The sequence below is a fragment of the Arthrobacter sp. 01T428 genome (assembly GCF_056398685.1).
The window spans coordinates 14,606-32,975 of sequence record NZ_JBFTPW010000006.1 but is presented as its reverse complement, the minus strand read 5'-3'; the positions used below and the strand labels follow the sequence as shown (position 1 = coordinate 32,975).

The window sequence follows — 18,370 nt, the reverse complement described above, 5'->3', positions numbered from 1 at the left end:
GTAATGGACCCGGATATTGCTGATCGGAGGCCCCGGAATATGGCACTCATGCCGCAGGCCGAGCTGGACATCACCGCAGGGTTGGTGAGGAGTTTGCTCGAAGATCAACTGCCAGGGCTCGCCGACCTTCCCTTGGAGTTGGTGGCCAACGGCTGGGACAACGTCATGTACCGGCTCGGCAAGGAGTGGGCCGTCCGCTTGCCCCGCCGGGAGGCGGCAGCGCAGCTGATACTGCATGAGCAGCACTATCTCCCCGGGTATGCCAAGCGTTCGCCAGTGCCCCTCCCCAGCCCCATCCATTCGGGGCGGCCATCCGCGGATTATCCATGGCCGTGGAGCGTGACTCCTTGGTTGGAGGGACTCTCCGCGGCGCGGGCGCCCCAGGAGTTACGGAATGCGGCAGCCGAGGACCTTGCCGCGTTCCTCGTCGCCATCCATGTTCCGGCCGCACCGGGCGCGCCCGTCAATCCCCTCCGGGGGGTGCCTTTGGCAGCGAGGTCCGGCGTGGTCATGGAGCGGCTCGACGATTCCAGCCGCTATCCGCAGGCGGCACGGTTGCGGACGCTCTTTTCCGAGGCCTGCGGGGCGCCGCCGTGGGACGGCCCCGGGCTGTGGCTGCATGGAGATCTCCACCCGGCCAACGTCCTCCTGCGGCCCGACGGCCGCCTCGCCGCCGTCGTCGACTTCGGCGACCTCGGGGCCGGGGATCCCGCCGTCGACCTCGCCGTGGCATGGTTGATGTTCGACGGCGGTGCGCGGCGCCGTTTCATGGCGGCCTTCGGAGGCGCGGTGGACGCCGCTACGTGGGCCCGGTCCCGCGGCTGGGCTGTGGTCCTTGCGACGGCGATGGTCAGTTTCTCGGATGACAATCCGCGGATGGCGGGAATCGGGCACTTCGGGGTGGAGCAGTTGCTGTCGGAAGCGCTCTGATGGTTAACGTTTGATACTGCGCGTCACGGTGAATTTCGGGTTGCGGCCGATTTCGGTGGTGGGACCGATCAGCCTTTCGAGCGCCGCGCGGTACTGCAAATGGCTGTTGTAGACAGTCCAAAGTTCGCCGCCGGAAGACAGGACCCTCGCCGCGGCATCGAACATCTTCGTGGCCGCCCCGGCATGGACGCTTGCGCCGAGGTGGAACGGCGGGTTCAGCAGGATGAGGTCGGCGCTGCCCGGTTCGAAAGTGGACATGGCGTCGTCCTGGACTACCGTGATGCGATCTGCCAGTCCGTTGGCTGCCGCGGTTCCCCTCGCGGAAGCGACGGCTGCCGCCGATTGGTCTGTCGCCGTAACCCGGGCGTCGGGATGCTTCCGGGAGTAGATCGTGGCGAGGATCCCGGTACCGCAGCCGAGGTCTACCGCGTGCCGCGCTCCGGGGATCCTGTCCAGGAAACCCAGGAGGAAACGCGTGCCGATATCCAGCTTCGTGCCCGAAAACGCACCCCCGTGGGCACAGACCGTCATCCCCAGCTCCGTGTTCTGTTCCGAGACCGGGAAGGGCTCCGGGGTGTCCGGCCGCTTGGGACCGGCGGCAAGCAGGACACGTGACTTCCGTTGCGCAAGCTGCGGCTGCACCGATTCGAAGCGGCGTTCAAGGACGGCGTTCATCCCCAGGGACATGTGCTTGACGCGACCTCCGGCGAGCAGGACGGCACCCGGCGCCGCAAAGCGCGCTACGGCGTCGACGATTTCTTCCAGTTCCGCGAGGGCTTTGGGGAGCTGCATGATCACCAGTTCGGCGCCATCGAGCAGGCCGGCGCCCAGCTCGAACTGATCAAAGCGGCCGGACAGCCCGGACGCCTCGGCGTTCCGCTGCAGCGCGAGCCTGCCGGCGTAGAGGTCCTGGGTCACCCGGACGTGCCCGACGCCGAGCGCCGCCAAGGCGCCGAGGGTCAGGGCTCCGTAGCGGTCGCCGATCACCGCAACGCGGGTTTCCGGATTACTGAGGTAGCCCGCCGCGGTCTCAAGGAGGAGCCGGTCGGTGGCGTCATGCGCGTGCAGGTTCTCCGCCTCGACGTCGGGAAAGCGGCGCAGGGTGCCGAAGAGCGTCTCAAGGTGTGCATCCAGCTCGGTCAAGGTCACGGTGCACCAATCTATCCCCCTCAGGAACCCTCGACAACACGGGGGTGGCGGAGGATGGTAGAGATTGCAAGTAATCGACCGTCTGACCGCTGCTGAAGGCACGGCACGCGCCGCAAGCAGCCCGGACATCAGGGTCCGCTGCGAAGGGCGAGCCACGTTGCGGACCTGGAAGACCAGGCTCCCACTCCCCTTGTGAGCAGACCATGACTGTCAACCTCGTCACTCAGCTTGAAGTAAAGTCGCACAATTCCCCCGATGAAGTTCGCCGCCCGGAGAAGACCGTGGTGGAAAACGTCACTGTTGGTGACTACACGATCGGCCGCCTCAGCTTCGAACCGGGCTGGAGCTGGGCGGACTGCATCAAACCGGTGGTCCAAACGGATTCCTGCCAGCTCAACCACGTGGGTTACTGTATTGCCGGCGCACTGGAAGTCGAGACCAGCGACGGCAAGAAGATCAGCATCTCCAAAGGAGATTCGTACACCATTCCACCGGGACACAACGCCTGGGTGGTAGGCGACGAGACCTACTCGGCGATCGAGTTTGTCAGCGCGGCGGAATATGGAGTCAAGCGCGAGTAGCACGGGGGCATCCACGGCTTTCCACGGAGAGACGAAAAAGGGAACCACCCGCTCGGGTGATTCCCTTTTCTTGTGGTGGAGCTGAGGGGACTCGAACCCCTGACCCCCTGCATGCCATGCAGGTGCGCTACCAGCTGCGCCACAGCCCCGAACTTTGCTCACCGGGACTTCCATACCCGCCGGAGCAACTCGTCAATACTAAACCACAAGGATGTGAGATAGGAAATCGAACGCCGTCGGCACCCGGACCGAGGATGTGCGGTAGGACAGATGAGGTGCGGTCGATTGCTCGGCCGCACCTCCCCCCATTACTGCCCTTCAACTAGTTGCCGCAAACACAACGAGCCGCTGGACTGAAGTCTAGAGACTGGCCGCCCATTAAACAAACCGTTCAACCGGTTTATGACCGATTGGGCTCCCGGGAAACGTGGTAGGCGGAAGAAAATTCACCAAGGGCGCTGCTGAACGTTTCCGGTTCGAGCCGGGAGATCCGCCAAAGGCCTCCGGAGGAATACCAGTGATCCTTCGTCACCAAGTCAACCTGATGGCTACTGAATCCTGCCGCGCGCAAGGCCGGGCCTGCCTGTTCGTCATCTCCCAGGAACTTGGGGCACTCCACACCGAATACCCGGGCAACGCTCTCCAGGAGGGATGACACCGGAACAGGTTCCGGATATGCGGCATGGAAAGCGCGCCCGGGTTGCCGGGGTGCCAACGCAAGCCCGGAAAGCAGCCTGCCAAGGGCCTCGACGCCGATGATCGAAAGCAGCGCCGAACCATCGCCCGGCCACCCGCCAGCAACCTTCATCAGCCTGAGCAGGCCCGGAACAAACCAGCGGTCTCCCGCACCGAACACGAGGTTGGGGCGAACAACTTCGCCGCCGTAGCCGAGAACCAGCTGTTCGGCAACGGCACGGGTGGCGCTGGCAACCGAGGCCGGGTGATATCCCACCTCGGATTCAAGAATGCCGCGGTGGGGACCGCTCCCGTAAACACTGCACGTACTGACATAGATCAGCCGGGCTACCCCGGCTTCCCGGCACTGCTCAACGACGTGACCGGTGCCGGCCTCGTTGATCGCATGGGCAAGGCGAGGCTCGGCGCCCACATAGGATGCTGCGTGGATGACCACATCCGTACCGGCCAAGAAGGGAATCAGGCTCCCCGGGACGGAAATGTCAGCGGTCGCAATGGTAGCGTTGTTGTTTCGTAGTCTTGCAACCGGTTTTCGTGAGAGTGCAACAACGTGCGCCCCTCCGGATCCGGCGAGTGAGGCTACAACCCGGCTTCCAATGAAACCGGACGAACCGAGGACCAGTACCCGGGGCACATGGTCAACACATGTTGACATGTCCCCCACCGATCTTCGGGTCCGTCAGTTTCATGTACTCAAGTATCCCGGACGCAGAAACCGGAGAGGTCTCCACGCGGATCATGCAACAACGTGCCAAAGCCACCCGAACGGCAGTCATCGAGGGTGCAGCGTCGATCTTTGAAGAGGTCGGTTACGGGAATGCAAGCCTGAGCGACGTCACTGAGCGCGCCTCGGTCACTAAAGGCGCGCTCTATTTCCATTTCAAATCGAAGGAAGACCTGGCGCTTGCTGTCATCGCCGAACAGCACAACATCGTGCGTGTCGCCGGGGAGAAGATCGCCGCCGCGGGACTGCCAGCGCTCGAGACCATGATCGCCATGTGCCGGACATTCGGCCAACAGCTACTCGATGAGCCAATCGTCAGGGCCGGAATCCGGCTGACCTTCGAAGCTTCGGCGTTCAATGGAGACGTCAAAGGTCCCTACCAGGACTGGGTAACCACCATGGAGATGCTGACGCGCCAAGCCCAATTGGACGGTGACGTGCGGCCCGAGGTCGAGGCCGCAGACTTCGCACGGTATTTGGTTGCGTCTTTSACGGGCGTCCAGATGGTTTCCAACGTGCTGACAGAACGGCGCGACGTTCTCAAAAGGATTGACGACATGTGGGGCTTCATGATGCCGGCATTAATGCCCAGCCACCCGCAAGGCCCAGGGACGCCCTGAATCAATGCGGCGTTTTGACCTGAGCCACCAAGGACATCAGAGTCTCTTCTTCGTGCAACAACCGGACTCTCATCACACCATGGGCGGCATGTGATTCGAGTCGAGTCACAACAACATCCACGGGATAGCTGAACTCAACCAACTTCATGAATTCCGCCTCAAACAGGGCAAAATCGACATCCGGCCTGGAACACGCTGCGCGCGCAGCCTGCCTTGCGGCCTCCACCAAGAGCATTCCCGGGACGTGGTCCAGCGGATGGTCAAAGAAGATGGGGTGGGTTGGGTCAACCCGCAGCGGCCAGACGAAGGGGCGCGAGCTTGGCCCGAGCATCACGTTCCGCTGGGTGGCATGCCCGACGTCGGCACACGCCAGCAAGTCTTCTCCAGCGGCCGGCAATACAGTGGGGACCGCCCCGCGCAATCGCTGGTACGTCGCAGGATTCACAATGCGGGCCGCCGCGGCCCCTTCCCCGATGGGAGTGCCGTCAACAACGAACCGAGCAGTGACAGTCAGGGCGGACAAATGCCCTCCACTGAGCTTCATATCCTTCACGTCAAGTTCGACCGCAACTTGCGCAGGTACCAAGGGATCCAGGAGCGCGGCTTCTACCGAGATGCTCATGTACGGCATGAGGAACTTGTGGGTCAAGGGCACTCCGCACAAATGGGACATGAAGATTACCGCCTGCCTCAATGTCTCAGCCATGAGCGCCGAATCAGGCGAACCGTCCGGCGACCCATAAAAAACGTGCCATCGCGGCCACTGCGCTCCCGCAATGAACCGCCTTGAACTTGTTTGGACAAAGTCAGTCAAGAAGACTTCCGAAACGGAGCGCTTATGAACGAGCTCCCGCTTGACGGAAGCCTCGAAGAGCGCTTCATCGCGCATTGGGTCCCCCCACTCCTCCCAAAATCTGCCAGAGCAGCGATCGCTACTGTTGCGCCCCTCATTAAACGACCAAATCCTATCGGCACGCTGTGCCCATCGGATGATCGAAGCCGGCGAACTACCCAGATTGACATACCTACTGGTCGGTTTGTAACGTGGCAATATGGAGTTCGGCGACACAGGCAGTACGCCCAAGGGCGCGGCCACACGGAATGAGATCCTTCGAGTTGCCGCGGACGTTTTTGCGCGCAAGGGGTTCGAGCAGACCCGGATGGACGACATCATCCGCGAAGTCGGGCTCACGAAGGGAGCCATCTACTTCCACTTCTCGTCGAAAGCAATGTTGGCCCAGGCCGTCGTCGACGAGCAAAAGTCACGTTGGCTGCGTCGCGTGCAAGAAGAAATTCTGAGCAAGAACAACCCGCTGGAGGAGTTGCGCAGCCTCGGGGAGTTCATGGTCAGAACAGTCCTGAGCGACTCTTCCGCGTGGGGCGTGGTGCATTTGGCGAATCAACTGGCATCCACGAAGGAGCACCCCGGTGGCGCCTCTCCCCTGGCCGCATGGGTGGATCTCGTGGCCGGCATCCTTCAAAGGGGCCGCGCAAGCGGCGTCCTGGCGTTTTCAGGCGATCCCGGCGACGCGGCAACGGTTATCGTGGCCGCATTCGACGGGTTGAAGTCGGTCACCGATGCCCTTGACCCCAAAGATCTCGATGCCTTCCAGAGACGCGCGAACCTTCTGTTGCAATTCCTCGAGCAGCAGTTCATTTCCAGCCGGTAATGCAGCAGGCCACGAGCCTGAGACTTCGACTCGTGGGCAAAAAACAAACCGCACAGTCAGTTTATTAACAGTCGGAACGTAGGAGAAGAAAATGAACATTTCAGCCAAAACAGCCCTCATCACTGGAGCCTCTACGGGCATTGGTTCGGTCTTCGCCCGCAGACTTGCCGCTGAGGGCGCACGCTTGATCCTGGTTGCGCGCAGCCAGGACAAACTTGACGCGCTTGCGGCTGAACTCCGCGGGCACGGGACCGAAGTGACCGTCCTTGCCATGGACTTGAGCCTTCCGGACTCCGCAAAGGAACTCCAGCTCGCCACCGATTCGCTGGGACTCACAGTGGACATCCTCGTCAACAACGCGGGATTCGGAACACACGGACAAGTCGTCCAAGCGGACGCCGACCGCTACGCCGAACAGATCCAGTTGAACTGCTCCACCTTGGTCGGTACCAGCACACGCTACTTGCCTGGTATGGCTGAGCGCGGCTCGGGGGCCATCATCAACATCGCGAGTACGGCCGCATTCCAGCCGATACCCCACATGGCCGTCTACGGCGCGACGAAGGCGTTTGTGCTCTCCTTCACCCAAGCGCTGTGGGCGGAGACTCAAGGAACGGGCGTGAAGGTCCTTGCCGTTTGCCCGGGGGCTACGGACACACCCTTCTTTGACATCGCCGGCGAGGCAGCAGCCGCCGGATCCTTGCGGACCCCGGAGCAGGTGGTGGACACCGCCATGTCCGCGATCCGCGGGAACAAGCCGAGCGTCGTGGATGGCCGGCTCAACTCCTTTGTTGCCCGGGTGGCCGTCAAGCTGCTCCCGGAGAAGCTGGTAATCGCAGCCGCGGGACGAGCCGTCCGCCCAGCCAACTAGTCCCCACGGCCACCCTCGCCCCGCAAGTCCCCAACTGACTAGCAGCAGGTGTCGTTATAGGCCCTCAAAACGACATCTACTGCGAGTCAGTTGGGTGCCCGCCCGTTAGGTTCCCTGGATGATTCCGATCTGGACCACTCCGGTGTTGACCAGTGTCTTGGCCAGGTAGACGACCTGGCCTGAGTGCTCTACGGTCTGGGTCAGGATCAGCACCGGGTCCTGGGCATCCAGCTCAAGCAGCTCGCCGCGCGCGACGCCCGGGGTGCCTGCTGCGATGTCGGTCTCGCCGGGACCAAAGGCCGGGCCAATAGCCGAGATCAAGTTAGCCAGCAGCGTGGCCTCGCGCCCGACGTCGTCCACAATGGCGCGTGCCGCTGCAGGGTCACGATCGATGAGACCCCCCTCGCTTGCGACGTGCTCTTGGACCAAAGCGATAGGAGAGCCGTCCCGTGTGAGGACGCTCTCGAAGAACCAGGAGGGCTCCTCTTCGCGGATTCCGAGGGGCTCTGCGGTAAACACCGACGACGACGGGTGCAGTACGTGCTGCGTCCGGCTGACCTGGATAGCGGATCCGGCCTCAGCGAGAATCTCCTCCATGGGCCTGATCCGCTCCAGGCCGACCCGCGGCAGGCGCGTGGCCACAAACCGTCCAATGCCCCGGCGGGACCGCACATAGCCGTCTTCCTCGAGGAGCATGAGCGCCTCACGGACTACCGTCCGGCTGACCTTCATTGCCGAACCCAGGTCCGTTTCCGAAGGCAATAGCGAGGAAACGGGGAAGTGCCCCGCCCTGATGGCGTTCATGATGCGCGAGTACACGGCAACACGGAGCGGGATGTTGGCGGTGGCATCCAACGGCTCCGACAGAACGGCTTCAGCACTGCGGTCCAAGATGGCTCCCTTCGTCGATGTTCAGAGTTTACGCGATGGGTATTCCGAGCTTGTATAACAAGCGTGTATGATGCACATATAAGCCATCCTGTGCTCTGCGCCACACCTGCATCGAGCCGCCCCCAGAAGCCGTTTTGTTTCAAACAAGGAAGTTTGTCCATGACCACCCAAGCCACCAGCACCGCAGGGCTCCCCCTTCGGCGAAAAGCAGCGCGAGTGCCCGTCCTCATCGCCACGCTCATCCTTTCGATCCTCAGTTACCAGCTCAACGCCAGCCTGTTCTCGGCGGCACTCCCGGCCATGGCCGCCCATTTCCAGGAATCCACCGAAAACGTGGCCAAAGTCCAGTCGCTGTTCTTCCTGACCGGCGCCGTCCTGGGCATGGCATTTTCGCGATGGAGCGACTTCCTGGGACGCCGCCGCACCTTGCTGATCGTCCTCTCGATGATGTTGTGCGGCACGGTCCTATGCCTGTGGGCGCCGAACCTGACCATCCTTCTCGTGGGCCGTGTCCTGCAAAGTGGCACGAGCGCCACGTTCACCATTTCCTTCCTGCTTCTGTCCGAGCGCTTCAGCAAACGCCTCTTCGGCATTTCCGTCGGCGTCATTTCGGCGGTCAACGGCGGCATCGGCGGACTCGACGGCTTCCTGGGCGGTTTCATCACCGACACCATCGGCTGGCAGTTCCTCTTTGTCCTTGTCCTCGGTGTGGGCGTGCTGGCGATCGTGTTGGTCGCCGTCGTCGTCCCGAAAAGGGCCGCCCGGACACGGGAAGGACGCATGGACTGGTGGGGCGCGGGCACCCTGGGCACGTTCCTGGTTCTCTTGAGCAACCTGATCGGACAGGCTTCCACGTCCGGATGGGGCGATATCTGGACCCTTGGCTATCTCGCCGGCGCCGTGATTGCCGGGCTGGCGTTCGTGGCCGTGGAAAAGAGGGTTGCGCGTCCCCTGATCGCCATCGAACAGTTGCGATCCCGCCAGGTATGGCCGGTTTTGGCGAGCACAGTGCTGACCCTTGCCGGTATCTTCTCGGCGTTGAACTTCACCGTGATCCTCCTCAGCCAGGACGCACACGCGGGATACGGACTATCCGCCTCCATGTCAGCCCTCCTGTACCTGACGCCTACAGCGTTCGTGGGTGTGCTCACTGCGGTGTTCTCCGGCTGGTTCGCGCAGCGCATCGGCTGGTTCAAGGCCCTGCGGATCAGCAGCGGGCTGATCGTCGTCGCGGCAGTCGCGGTGGCAATCTTTGCCGCGGACCGCTGGATGGTCTTCGCCTTGCTGATCATCATGGGAGTCCTTTATCTCGGCCAGTTCCAGAGCACCGTCAGCGGGATCGCCGTGCTGAATTCACCCAAATCGGCGCCCGGTTCCGTGCCCGGCCTGAATGGAGCATGCTTTGGAATCGGAGCCAGTGTGGGAATCGCCGTCGTCGCACCCGCCGTCGCCGCCGGAACCATCGCCGGTTACCAAACTGCCCTGTGGATCTCGGCAGGCTTCGCCCTGGCGGCTTTTGCTGCTTCCCTGATCCTCCGCCCTGTCGCCGCGAGCGCCGCAGCGGCACCTGCCGCCGTCGCCGCCCATGCTTAAGCCCGAACCCACGTCACCAAAACCCCGAAGGAGCACCATGACCATCACCACACCGCAGCCGTTCTACCTCGATTGCGATACCGGCATCGACGATTCCCTGGCCATCGCCTATCTCCTGGCGAGCCCAGAGGTGGAGCTGGCCGGGATCGGAACCGTCAGCGGCAACGTCAGCGCCGCAACCGGGGCCGTCAACACCTTGAATCTGCTCCATGCTGCGGGCCGGGCCGGGATCCCGGTTGCCGTGGGTGCCCACGATCCCCTCATGGGGACGTTCGACGGCGGGGCGCCGCACGTTCACGGCGAGAACGGCATCGGCGGGATCACCTTGGAAGACGCCGGACTGACGGTGGAATCAGAGACTGCCGCGGAGATGCTGGTGCGGCTCGCCAACGAGTATCCGGGTGAATTGCGCGTCATCGCCGTAGGCCCGCTCACCAATCTGTCCCTCGCGCTGCAGCTGGACCCGAACCTCCCGGCACTCGTCCGCGATGTCACGATCATGGGGGGAGCCGCGTTTGTGCCGGGCAACATCAGCCCCGTCGCCGAGGCCAACATCTTCAACGACGCCGAGGCCGCGGCCGCGGTGATGGAAGCCGACTGGCCGGTCACGTTGGTGCCCCTGGATGTCACCATGAACCACCGCTTCGATGAGGCCCATCGTGCGGCGCTCGCAACTGCCGGACACCCGGTGGCCAGCGCACTGTCGGGCATGCTCGTCCAGTACTTCGCCTTCTACAACACGATTTTCGGTGAGCACTGCGCCGCCCTCCACGATCCGCTGGCGGCCGCAATCGCCGTGGGTGCCCTCGAGCTCGACGACGCCCCGTACGTTGGAATTTCCGTGGATACGAGTAAGGGTGAGGCTCACGGCAAGACCCGCTGTGAGCGGCTCGACGGCGAAGCCGCCGGCGTGCGGGAGGTGCCGGACCGGGCATCGCGGGTTGTGCTGTCCGTCAAGGGCGACGCCGCGGCACACCTCTTGGAGCGGATCCTGTCCCTGCCGGCAGTGAACTGAAGGGGCTTTTGATGAACACTTCGTTACCCGCCAAGCCAAGCCAGGCCGACCTTGAGTTCCTGCACCGCGCCATTTCGCTCGCGCGGGCTGCCCGGGATCGCGGCGACCACCCGTTCGGTGCACTCCTGTTGGCCCCGGACGGAACCCTCGTGGAAGCCATGAATACCGTCAACACGGAACACGATCCCACCGGGCATGCCGAGACCAATTTGGTCCGATTGAGCGCCAGGAAGCTCGATGCCGCGGCACTGGCCGGCAGCACTTTGTACACGAGCACCGAACCGTGTGCCATGTGCACCGGTGCCATCTATTGGGCGGGAATCGGGCGCGTGGTCTATGCCTTGTCCGAGAAGGACCTTGCCTCGATCGTCACCGAGCAGTCGGGCGTGCCTACCCTTGACCTGCCCTGCCGCGAAGTCCTTGCCCACGGCGGCAGCACCGTCGCCGTGACCGGTCCGGTTCCGCTTCCCGAGGCGACAGAAGTCCACCGTGGCTTCTGGCACTAGGCCGGAAACCCGACCCCGCAATCCAGCACCACCCGAAGGACAACTCATGCCCCACCCCAGCACGCTCACTGTTATCGGCAGCCTCAACGTCGATCTCACGTGCCGCGTCCATCGCTTGCCGTCCCCCGGTGAAACCATCGGCGGCGGCACGCTCACCCGCCAGCCCGGCGGAAAGGGAGGCAACCAGGCCGCGGCAGCTGCCCGGCTCGCCGGTGCCGCCCGCTTGGTGGGCGCAGTCGGCGCGGATCCGGATGGCCGGCTTCTGACGGAGGCCCTGGACCGGGCAGGGGTTGACACTTCGGCAGTGGAGGAGGTTTCCGCGCCGACCGGCACCGCGTTGATCGTGATCGACAGCGAGGGCGAAAACCAGATCGCCGTGGCTCCTGGAGCCAACGCCATGGTTTCGCTGGAACGCGCTGATTTCTCGGATGGCGGGCCGGTACTCGCACAGCTTGAGATCGCCGTCGAAACCGTACTGGAAGCCGCGCGCCGCACCACCGGGTTCTTCGCCCTCAACGCGGCCCCGGCACAGGCACTCCCGGCAGCGCTTCTTGAACGGTGCGATCTGGTGATCGTCAACGAGTCGGAGTACGAGCTCATCCCCGAGCTCCGGAGCGCCAAACGCGTTGCCGTGACGTATGGTGCGGGCGGCGCGTCGATGTACGCGCAAGGGGTCAAGACCGCCCATGCGCCCGCGACGAGGACGAGCGTCGTCAACAGCGTGGGGGCCGGTGACGCCTTCTGCGCGGCGCTCGTCCTCGCACTCTCGTCCGGCCTCGATGAGGAAAGCAGCCTCGCGGCAGCCTGCGCGGTGGGCGCCGCCGCCGTCGGGAGCGAGCTTTCGCAACCGGAGTTCGCGCGGCTGGAACACTACCTGCCGAACTAGGAATCCGGACTTGGGATCATCCCGGCGTGCTGGACGCCGCCCGGCAACAGCGAACCGCGGGCCGCACCCACCATGCCCTCCACTGCGCGGGCCAGGTGCGTTCCGCGGTCGCTGACGCCATCCCAGCGCACCAGCGCCTGGGCGTTCAGTCCGTCCACCATGCCCAGGATCTGCCAGGCCACAGACGGAGCGTCGAACGTGTCGAACTCACCGGCGTCGATCCCCGCCTCGACCACGCGCTGCACCACGGCCTGCCATGCATCCATCTGCTCACGGACGCAGGCTGCGAGCGCCTCGTTCCGGCGCCCCAGGGTCCACGCCTCCACCCAAATGGCTGTGACGTCCAGGCGGCTGCTGTCCATGAGCGTTTCAAGGAGCATGCCGAGCTGTTCCAAGGGAGTCGGCTGCGCCTCCAGAAGGCCGGCAACCTCCTCGGTCTCCGCCGCCACGATGGTCGAGAAGATCCCCGCCACCAAGGCCTCCGCGTTGGGCTGATAATGCGCGACGAGGCCCGAGGCCACCCCTACCCGCGCTGCAACGTTCCGCAGCGTAATGGCGGAAAGCCCCTGCTCAAGCGCTATTTCCTTGGCGGCCTCGGCTATTTCGGCCGCGCGTTCGGCCGGCGTCTTCCGCGCAGCGCGTTTCTGTATGGTGCTTGACATCACACAACAGTCTAAAGTAGTTTTCCTGTTGTTGATCATGCGATCAATAAGAAATGACACCTCACACCACATTTCACCTCACAACACGGAGGAGACTTCCATGGCCTGGAGAATGCCAGCCGAAACCGCACCCCATGAGCGCACCTGGATGGCGTTCCCCCGCACTGGCCTGACCTTGGGCGACGACGCCGCTTCGGCGGAAGAAGCGTACGCGGCCTGGACCGCCGTCGCGCATGCGGTGTCCGAGTTCGAACCCGTCACCATGGTGGTCGACCCCAGCGAACGGGACAGGGCCAGCCGGATGCTCGGCGCCGGAATCGAACAGCTTGAGGCTCCCCTCGACGAATTCTGGATGCGCGACGTCGGACCCACCTTCGTCGTCGACGACGAACGGCCCGGAGTGCTCGGCGCAGTTGACTGGATCTTCAACGGCTGGGGCGCCCCGGCCTGGTCCGAATGGCAGAAGAGCGCTGGCATGGCCCGTTTTGTCGCCGAAGAGTCCGGCGCTGAACTGGTCACTTCCTTGCTGGTCAACGAAGGCGGGGCCATCCACGTCGATGGCGAAGGCACCGTCCTCGTTACCGAAACCGTTCAGCTCGATCCACACCGAAACCCTTACGCGGACAAGGCACGCGTCGAAGCGGAACTGTCACGCACGCTGGGCACCACCCAGACCGTGTGGGTACCACGCGGTCTCACCCGTGACTACGAGGACCTCGGCACACGCGGCCACATCGACATGGTGGCCACCCTTCCCTCTCCCGGCCGGGTCCTGCTGCACTCGCAGACCAACCCGGGCCACCCCGACTTCGAGGTCAGCCGCACCCTGCAGCGGTTCTTCGAAACCCAGCAAGACGCCGCTGGCAAGCCGTTCGAGATCACGCTGCTTCCCGCGCCTGAGACCCTCCGCGACGAAGAAGGCTTCGTCGATTGGAGCTATGTCAACCACCTCGTAGTCAACGGCGGCGTGATCGCATGCGGCTATGGCGAAGAGCGCGCTGATGCCCTGGCGGCGGAAATCCTGGCCGAGGCCTACCCGGGCCGCCGGGTCGTGACCGTGGACGCCCGGCCAATCCTCGCCCGGGGCGGGGGAATCCACTGCATCACGCAGCAGCAGCCCACACTCAACGGGCCGGTGGCACGATGAGCCGCTTCGACGTCGTCGAGGCCTCCATCGCGCAGTTGCGCACCGCCCTGGAAGCCGGCACGGTGACCAGCCGGGAACTCACCCAGGCGTACCTTGACCGCATCGACGCCTACGACCGCAACGGCATCACGCTGAACGCACTGGTGGTGATGAACCCAGACGCACTCGCCGAGGCCCGGGCCTCCGACGTGCGCCGGGCAAGCGGCACCACCCTCGGGCCCCTCGACGGCATTCCCTACACCGCCAAGGACAGCTTTCTGGCCAAAGGGCTCACGGCCGCCGCTGGCTCCCCCGCGTTCAAAAACCTCATCGCGCAACGCGATGCCTTCACCATCGAACGCCTCCGCGCGGCAGGGGCCGTGCTCATCGGCCTGACCAACATGCCGCCCATGGCCAACGGCGGCATGCAGCGCGGCGTCTATGGACGCGCCGAAAGCCCCTACAACGGCGATTTCCTCACCGCCGCTTTCGGCTCCGGATCCTCGAACGGCTCCGGAACCGCTACCGCCGCGAGCTTCGGAGCCTTCGGCCTGGGCGAGGAGACCTGGTCAAGCGGCCGAGCGCCGGCGTCGAACAATGCCTTGTGCGCGTACACACCGTCTCGCGGGGTCATTTCGGTGCGCGGGAACTGGCCGCTGGTCCCCACCATGGACGTCGTGGTGCCGCACACCCGGTCCATGGCGGATCTTTTGGAACTGCTCGATGTCATTGTGGCCGACGACGCCGAAACCCGCGGCGACTTCTGGCGCGCGCAGCCCTGGGTCCAGATCCCGGCCGCGTCCCAGGTCCGTCCGGCCTCCTACCCGGCGCTGGCACCATCCAACGTAGACGGCGCCCGCTCAGCGTTGAGGGGCAAGCGCTTCGGGGTGCCGCGCATGTACATCAACGCGGACCCCGACGCCGGCACCAGCGAAACTCCCGGCATCGGCGGACCCACCGGTCAACGAATCCAGACGCGCGATTCCGTCATGGCACTGTGGGAAGCAGCCCGGCGCGACCTCGAAGCCGCCGGCGCCGACGTGGTGCTGGTGGACTTCCCCGTGGTTTCCAACTACGAAGGCGACCGCCCGGGGGCGCCCACCATCGCCACCCGCGGACTGGTGAGCCCGGACTTCCTCCGGCGGGAAATCGTCGATCTCTCGGCCTGGGCCTGGGACGACTTCCTCTCCGCCAACGGGGATCCGTCGCTCAACAGCCTGGCCGACATCGACGGCGCTGCGATCTTCCCGCATCCGGAAGGCGCGCTCCCGGACCGTTATGACGGGTTCGACGACGATATCGCCGACTACCCGGCGCACATCCGCTTGCACGGGGCTTCCTCCGTCACCGACATCCCGTCCCTCGAAGAAGGCCTGCGCGGACTCGAAGAGACCCGGCGGGTTGACCTTGAGGAATGGATGGACGGCCTCCGCCTGGATGCGGTCATCTTCCCCGCGGCAGCCGACGTCGGCCCGGCCGACATGGACGTCAACGAATCCTCAGCCGATCTCGGCTGGCGCAACGGCGTCTGGGTGGCCAACGGCAACCTCGTCCCCCGGCACCTGGGGATCCCGACAGTCACCGTACCGATGGGAACTATGAGCGATATCGGCATGCCCGTGGGGCTCACGTTCGCCGGCCGCGCGTACGACGACACCGCACTGCTGACACTGGCCGCGGCCTTCGAAGGAACAGGCGAGCGCCGCACCGCTCCCCCGCGCACACCGCGCCTCGACTAACGGATCAGGTGGACTCGTCGTCGAAAGGGGCCTTCTGCCCGGCCGCCAACCGCACAACCGGGCGGGCAGGAGGCTGTACAGGGGTCTGCGGCTGGGTTGGGATGGCAGGCTCAGGAAGCGGCTCGTCCTCGAGGAGGGCTTCACGGATGATACGGCGAGGATCGTATTGGCGCGGATCCATTTTCTGCCAATCGATGTCCTCGAATTCCGGACCGAGCTCCTGGCGAAGCTTTTCCTGCGCTCCGGAAGCCATGCGCCGCAGTTCGCGGATAAGCCGCCCCAGCTTCCTCGCATACTCCGGAAGCTTGGTGGGTCCAAGGACCAAAACGGCAATGATCAGGAGAAGGGCTACCTTCTCGACCGAAATATCGATCATGGCTCCATTCTAAATCCGCCGCCAGGTGGTTCCGGGCGGCACCGGGCTTAGGAGATCGCGTACAACGCGACGGCAAGTCCAGCTGCCACCAACGCCTCGCGGACACCCTTCAATCGGGGTACGGCGTGCGATTTACTCTCGGCCGGCATCGCGAACGTGCCCAACAGCCAACCCGTGGCGGCGAAAAGCATGAGGATCGCGCCCATGATGTCGGCGAGAATGATGCCCAGTTGGTGTCCTGGATGATCCGACACCGATCCGGCTCCACTCGACGCGGAGAGCAGCACCCAGCCCGAGAGGGCTGCCACCGCTGCGCCATAGATCGCCGACCACCGCCCGGCTCCGGCGGCTCCCGCCGCCCGTGGCCCTTGGTACACGATCCTCACGACGGACAAGAGGAAGACAACGCCAGTCGCCGCTCCCAGCGGGACCACACCGAGCGGAGCCCACCCGAGCCCTACCGCCGCCATTGCGGCGGCCAATATCCCGGCGGCTGCGGCGTCAATCCGGGCCGCGACACTCTTGGCCCGGAAGATGGCTCCGAACCCCAACACGGCCGCTGCCCCGAAAAGCAGAACCAGAGCGCCTACAACAAACGAACCTCGGAACATATCCTGCCAATCCTCCTGCGCGCTTCCGGATGAAACCCACCCGCAGTCATATCAGTTCCGGATGGGAGAACCCTGCATGCTACGAAGATCAGCGCTGGAACAGCAGCGCAATGATTCCAGAGCGGACAATGATGGTGAGCCCAAGCGCCACGTACACCACGGGAATAGCCCAGTTTCCGGCCCGCCGGCAGAACGCGCCCACCTTCGGGTGTGCTGTCAGCCAGTAACCGGCGGCACACCACACCGCCACCAGCACCGCGAAAGTCAGCCCCGTCACCACCGAAGCAGTCGGTCCCAGCGAATGGAACAGCGGAATGTATACCGAGATGTTGTCTCCACCGTTGGCAACTGTCACCGCGACAACCACGGGCACGGTCAGCGAACGGGGCTTCGGTGGATCTCCGGACGGGCGGGAAACCTTAATCAAGGCGTAGCAGCCCAAGACAAGCGGCACCAGACCCAGGAAACCAACCCACTCAACCGGGACGGGAGTGAGCGCCAACGCGGCCGCGGCCGCCACACCGGTCAGTATTCCAATGCCGATGTACTGGCCTATCCAAATTTTCCAGAGTCTGGGCACCGGGCGCGTCCTGGCTGACAGGAAGAGAACGGACAAGACCAGGAGGTCATCAAGATTTGTCGCCGCGAAGGCTCCAGCCGCTGTCAGTACGGTGCCGCCCAGATCTTCCATCGCTGATGACACTACCGCGTCGGGCCGGTGCCCTTACCCGGACCACACCGGCTGGCGCAGTCGACCCCGCCATGGCAGCATCGGACGATGACTAGCGATAGCCGTCCGTACGTCGAGCCCGGGCAGTCGGAATCTGCCGTTCCACTTCTCGGCGGGGACGTGACGGAGGGGCTCGTCCGGGTGGGCGATACAGTGCGGCGCCCTGTGAGCGACGCTTCTCCGCGGGTCCGCCGCCTCCTGGATTTCCTCCAATCGGCCGGCTTCCAGGGCGCGCCCCGATTCCTGGGCATCGACGACAGCGGCAGGGACACCCTGAGTTTCGTTCCCGGGGACACCGCCGGCCGTCCCTGGCCAAGCTGGGTAGCCGACGAATCGAGTGCCATCAGCGTCGCGCGCCTGGTGCGGGCCTACGATGACGCAGTGCAGCCGCTGGGCGTACCCGGCTGGGCACGCGCGGACGACGCCGCTGATCCTCTTGGGTGCCCCGGCTCAATCGCGGGACCGGCGACATTCCTCGCCCACATGGACATCACCCCGGAGAATGTCGTCTTCCGGGACGGCACCGCCGTCGCCCTGATTGACTTCGATCTGCTGCGCCCCGCGACCCGGGCCGAAGAGGTCGCGAACTTGCTCCTCTGGTGGGGCGCGTGGATGCCTGTCACCGACCGCGATCCCGTCATGCGCGGAGTCGACGCCGCCTCCCGGGCTGCCATGCTGGTGGACGCCTACGGCTTGGGCCCGGCCGATCGGGCCAAGATTGTTGGCGTAACCCGGAACGCCGCCGTGCGCTCCTGGCATGTGATGCGGCACAGGGCGCTTACCCAGGGCGGCGGGTGGAAACGGATGTGGGACGAGGGCATCGGGGACAAGATTCTTCGCCGCCAAGCGTGGCTAGCCGAAAACGCCGCACTTCTCCACGCCGCAATAACGTGACCTGGCCTTAATCGTCGTCGAGGTGACGGAGCAGAAAAGGAAGGGTCGCGCGCATGGTCCGGAGATCACCGTCGCTGGCTGCTTGTTCCCCAAGGTAGTC

20 protein-coding genes and 1 tRNA gene are annotated in these 18,370 nt (G+C 64.5%); 12 read left to right on the top strand and 9 right to left on the bottom strand.

Translation table 11 applies throughout. The annotated features are described in order from the left end of the window. Window positions 1–39: 39 nt before the first annotated feature. Window positions 40–930, top strand: a complete 891-nt coding sequence (locus AC1DJB_RS08815) for an aminoglycoside phosphotransferase family protein (protein ID WP_441438090.1) — start codon at window positions 40–42, stop codon at window positions 928–930. Window positions 931–933: 3 nt separating this feature from the next. Here the strand turns inward: AC1DJB_RS08815 and AC1DJB_RS08810 are convergent, their stop codons facing one another. Beyond that, window positions 934–2,073 (bottom strand): class I SAM-dependent methyltransferase, encoded by a 1,140-nt coding sequence (locus AC1DJB_RS08810; protein WP_441438105.1) that lies wholly within the window; start codon window positions 2,071–2,073, stop codon window positions 934–936. A gap of 209 nt (window positions 2,074–2,282) precedes the next feature. Here AC1DJB_RS08810 and AC1DJB_RS08805 point away from each other — a divergent pair, with 209 nt between their 5' ends. Beyond that, window positions 2,283–2,660, top strand: a complete 378-nt coding sequence (locus tag AC1DJB_RS08805) for a cupin domain-containing protein (RefSeq protein WP_059389338.1) — start codon at window positions 2,283–2,285, stop codon at window positions 2,658–2,660. Between the two features lie 73 nt (window positions 2,661–2,733). On the opposite strand, the gene AC1DJB_RS08800 is transcribed toward AC1DJB_RS08805, so the two are convergent. Together AC1DJB_RS08800 and AC1DJB_RS08795 are read right to left on the bottom strand one after the other, a co-directional pair. Beyond that, window positions 2,734–2,809 (bottom strand) — tRNA-Ala (locus tag AC1DJB_RS08800). 251 nt (window positions 2,810–3,060) lie between these two features. Continuing rightward, entirely contained in the window at window positions 3,061–4,011 is a 951-nt protein-coding gene (locus AC1DJB_RS08795) for an NAD-dependent epimerase/dehydratase family protein (protein ID WP_441438091.1), read from the bottom strand. On the opposite strand from AC1DJB_RS08795, the gene AC1DJB_RS08790 reads away from it, so the two are divergent. Beyond that, complete coding sequence (locus AC1DJB_RS08790; RefSeq protein WP_476910140.1) at window positions 4,002–4,700, top strand: ScbR family autoregulator-binding transcription factor; 699 nt, start codon at window positions 4,002–4,004, stop codon at window positions 4,698–4,700. The genes AC1DJB_RS08795 and AC1DJB_RS08790 overlap by 10 nt on opposite strands. Before the next feature lies 1 nt (window position 4,701). Here AC1DJB_RS08790 and AC1DJB_RS08785 read toward each other — a convergent pair whose 3' ends face one another. Then, entirely contained in the window at window positions 4,702–5,589 is an 888-nt protein-coding gene (locus tag AC1DJB_RS08785) for a ScbA/BarX family gamma-butyrolactone biosynthesis protein (protein ID WP_476910139.1), read from the bottom strand. Between the two features lie 163 nt (window positions 5,590–5,752). On the opposite strand from AC1DJB_RS08785, the gene AC1DJB_RS08780 reads away from it, so the two are divergent. Both AC1DJB_RS08780 and AC1DJB_RS08775 read left to right on the top strand, forming a co-directional pair. Next, window positions 5,753–6,370 (top strand): TetR family transcriptional regulator, encoded by a 618-nt coding sequence (locus tag AC1DJB_RS08780; protein ID WP_441438092.1) that lies wholly within the window; start codon window positions 5,753–5,755, stop codon window positions 6,368–6,370. Between the two features lie 91 nt (window positions 6,371–6,461). Next, window positions 6,462–7,241 carry an SDR family NAD(P)-dependent oxidoreductase gene (locus tag AC1DJB_RS08775; protein WP_284988292.1) on the top strand — a complete coding sequence of 260 codons (780 nt, stop codon included), beginning with the start codon at window positions 6,462–6,464 and terminating at the stop codon, window positions 7,239–7,241. A 105-nt stretch (window positions 7,242–7,346) separates the two neighbouring features. Here the strand turns inward: AC1DJB_RS08775 and AC1DJB_RS08770 are convergent, their stop codons facing one another. Then, window positions 7,347–8,132, bottom strand: coding sequence for a GntR family transcriptional regulator (locus AC1DJB_RS08770; RefSeq protein WP_441438093.1), 786 nt, complete (start codon window positions 8,130–8,132; stop codon window positions 7,347–7,349). Window positions 8,133–8,291: 159 nt separating this feature from the next. On the opposite strand from AC1DJB_RS08770, the gene AC1DJB_RS08765 reads away from it, so the two are divergent. From AC1DJB_RS08765 to AC1DJB_RS08750, 4 genes are read left to right on the top strand one after another with little or no spacing between them, the layout of a single operon-like run. Further along, window positions 8,292–9,725 carry an MFS transporter gene (locus AC1DJB_RS08765; RefSeq protein WP_441438094.1) on the top strand — a complete coding sequence of 478 codons (1,434 nt, stop codon included), beginning with the start codon at window positions 8,292–8,294 and terminating at the stop codon, window positions 9,723–9,725. Between the two features lie 37 nt (window positions 9,726–9,762). Next, window positions 9,763–10,740, top strand: coding sequence for a nucleoside hydrolase (locus AC1DJB_RS08760; protein ID WP_441438095.1), 978 nt, complete (start codon window positions 9,763–9,765; stop codon window positions 10,738–10,740). 11 nt (window positions 10,741–10,751) lie between these two features. After that, entirely contained in the window at window positions 10,752–11,246 is a 495-nt protein-coding gene (locus AC1DJB_RS08755) for a nucleoside deaminase (protein ID WP_306959471.1), read from the top strand. A 46-nt stretch (window positions 11,247–11,292) separates the two neighbouring features. Continuing rightward, a complete protein-coding gene (locus AC1DJB_RS08750) occupies window positions 11,293–12,132 on the top strand; it encodes a PfkB family carbohydrate kinase (protein ID WP_441438096.1) in 840 nt (279 codons plus the stop codon). Here the strand turns inward: AC1DJB_RS08750 and AC1DJB_RS08745 are convergent. Next, window positions 12,129–12,794 carry a TetR/AcrR family transcriptional regulator gene (locus AC1DJB_RS08745; protein WP_284988298.1) on the bottom strand — a complete coding sequence of 222 codons (666 nt, stop codon included), beginning with the start codon at window positions 12,792–12,794 and terminating at the stop codon, window positions 12,129–12,131. The genes AC1DJB_RS08750 and AC1DJB_RS08745 overlap by 4 nt on opposite strands. Before the next feature lie 100 nt (window positions 12,795–12,894). On the opposite strand from AC1DJB_RS08745, the gene AC1DJB_RS08740 reads away from it, so the two are divergent. Then, window positions 12,895–13,941 (top strand): agmatine deiminase family protein, encoded by a 1,047-nt coding sequence (locus AC1DJB_RS08740; RefSeq protein WP_441438097.1) that lies wholly within the window; start codon window positions 12,895–12,897, stop codon window positions 13,939–13,941. Continuing rightward, entirely contained in the window at window positions 13,938–15,659 is a 1,722-nt protein-coding gene (locus tag AC1DJB_RS08735; protein WP_441438098.1) for an amidase, read from the top strand. The genes AC1DJB_RS08740 and AC1DJB_RS08735 overlap by 4 nt, the downstream gene beginning before the upstream one ends. A gap of 4 nt (window positions 15,660–15,663) precedes the next feature. On the opposite strand, the gene AC1DJB_RS08730 is transcribed toward AC1DJB_RS08735, so the two are convergent. The 3 genes from AC1DJB_RS08730 to AC1DJB_RS08720 form a co-directional block, all read right to left on the bottom strand. Beyond that, the gene (locus AC1DJB_RS08730; RefSeq protein ID WP_441438099.1) at window positions 15,664–16,035 is read right to left on the bottom strand and encodes a sec-independent translocase; all 372 of its coding nucleotides are present in this window, start codon (window positions 16,033–16,035) and stop codon (window positions 15,664–15,666) included. Window positions 16,036–16,082: 47 nt separating this feature from the next. Further along, window positions 16,083–16,646, bottom strand: coding sequence for a hypothetical protein (locus tag AC1DJB_RS08725; RefSeq protein WP_059389348.1), 564 nt, complete (start codon window positions 16,644–16,646; stop codon window positions 16,083–16,085). A gap of 88 nt (window positions 16,647–16,734) precedes the next feature. After that, entirely contained in the window at window positions 16,735–17,337 is a 603-nt protein-coding gene (locus tag AC1DJB_RS08720; protein WP_307052954.1) for a cadmium resistance transporter, read from the bottom strand. Window positions 17,338–17,424: 87 nt separating this feature from the next. Between AC1DJB_RS08720 and AC1DJB_RS08715 the strand changes: the two genes are divergently transcribed. Beyond that, a complete protein-coding gene (locus AC1DJB_RS08715; protein ID WP_441438100.1) occupies window positions 17,425–18,270 on the top strand; it encodes a phosphotransferase in 846 nt (281 codons plus the stop codon). Window positions 18,271–18,370 lie beyond the last annotated feature (100 nt).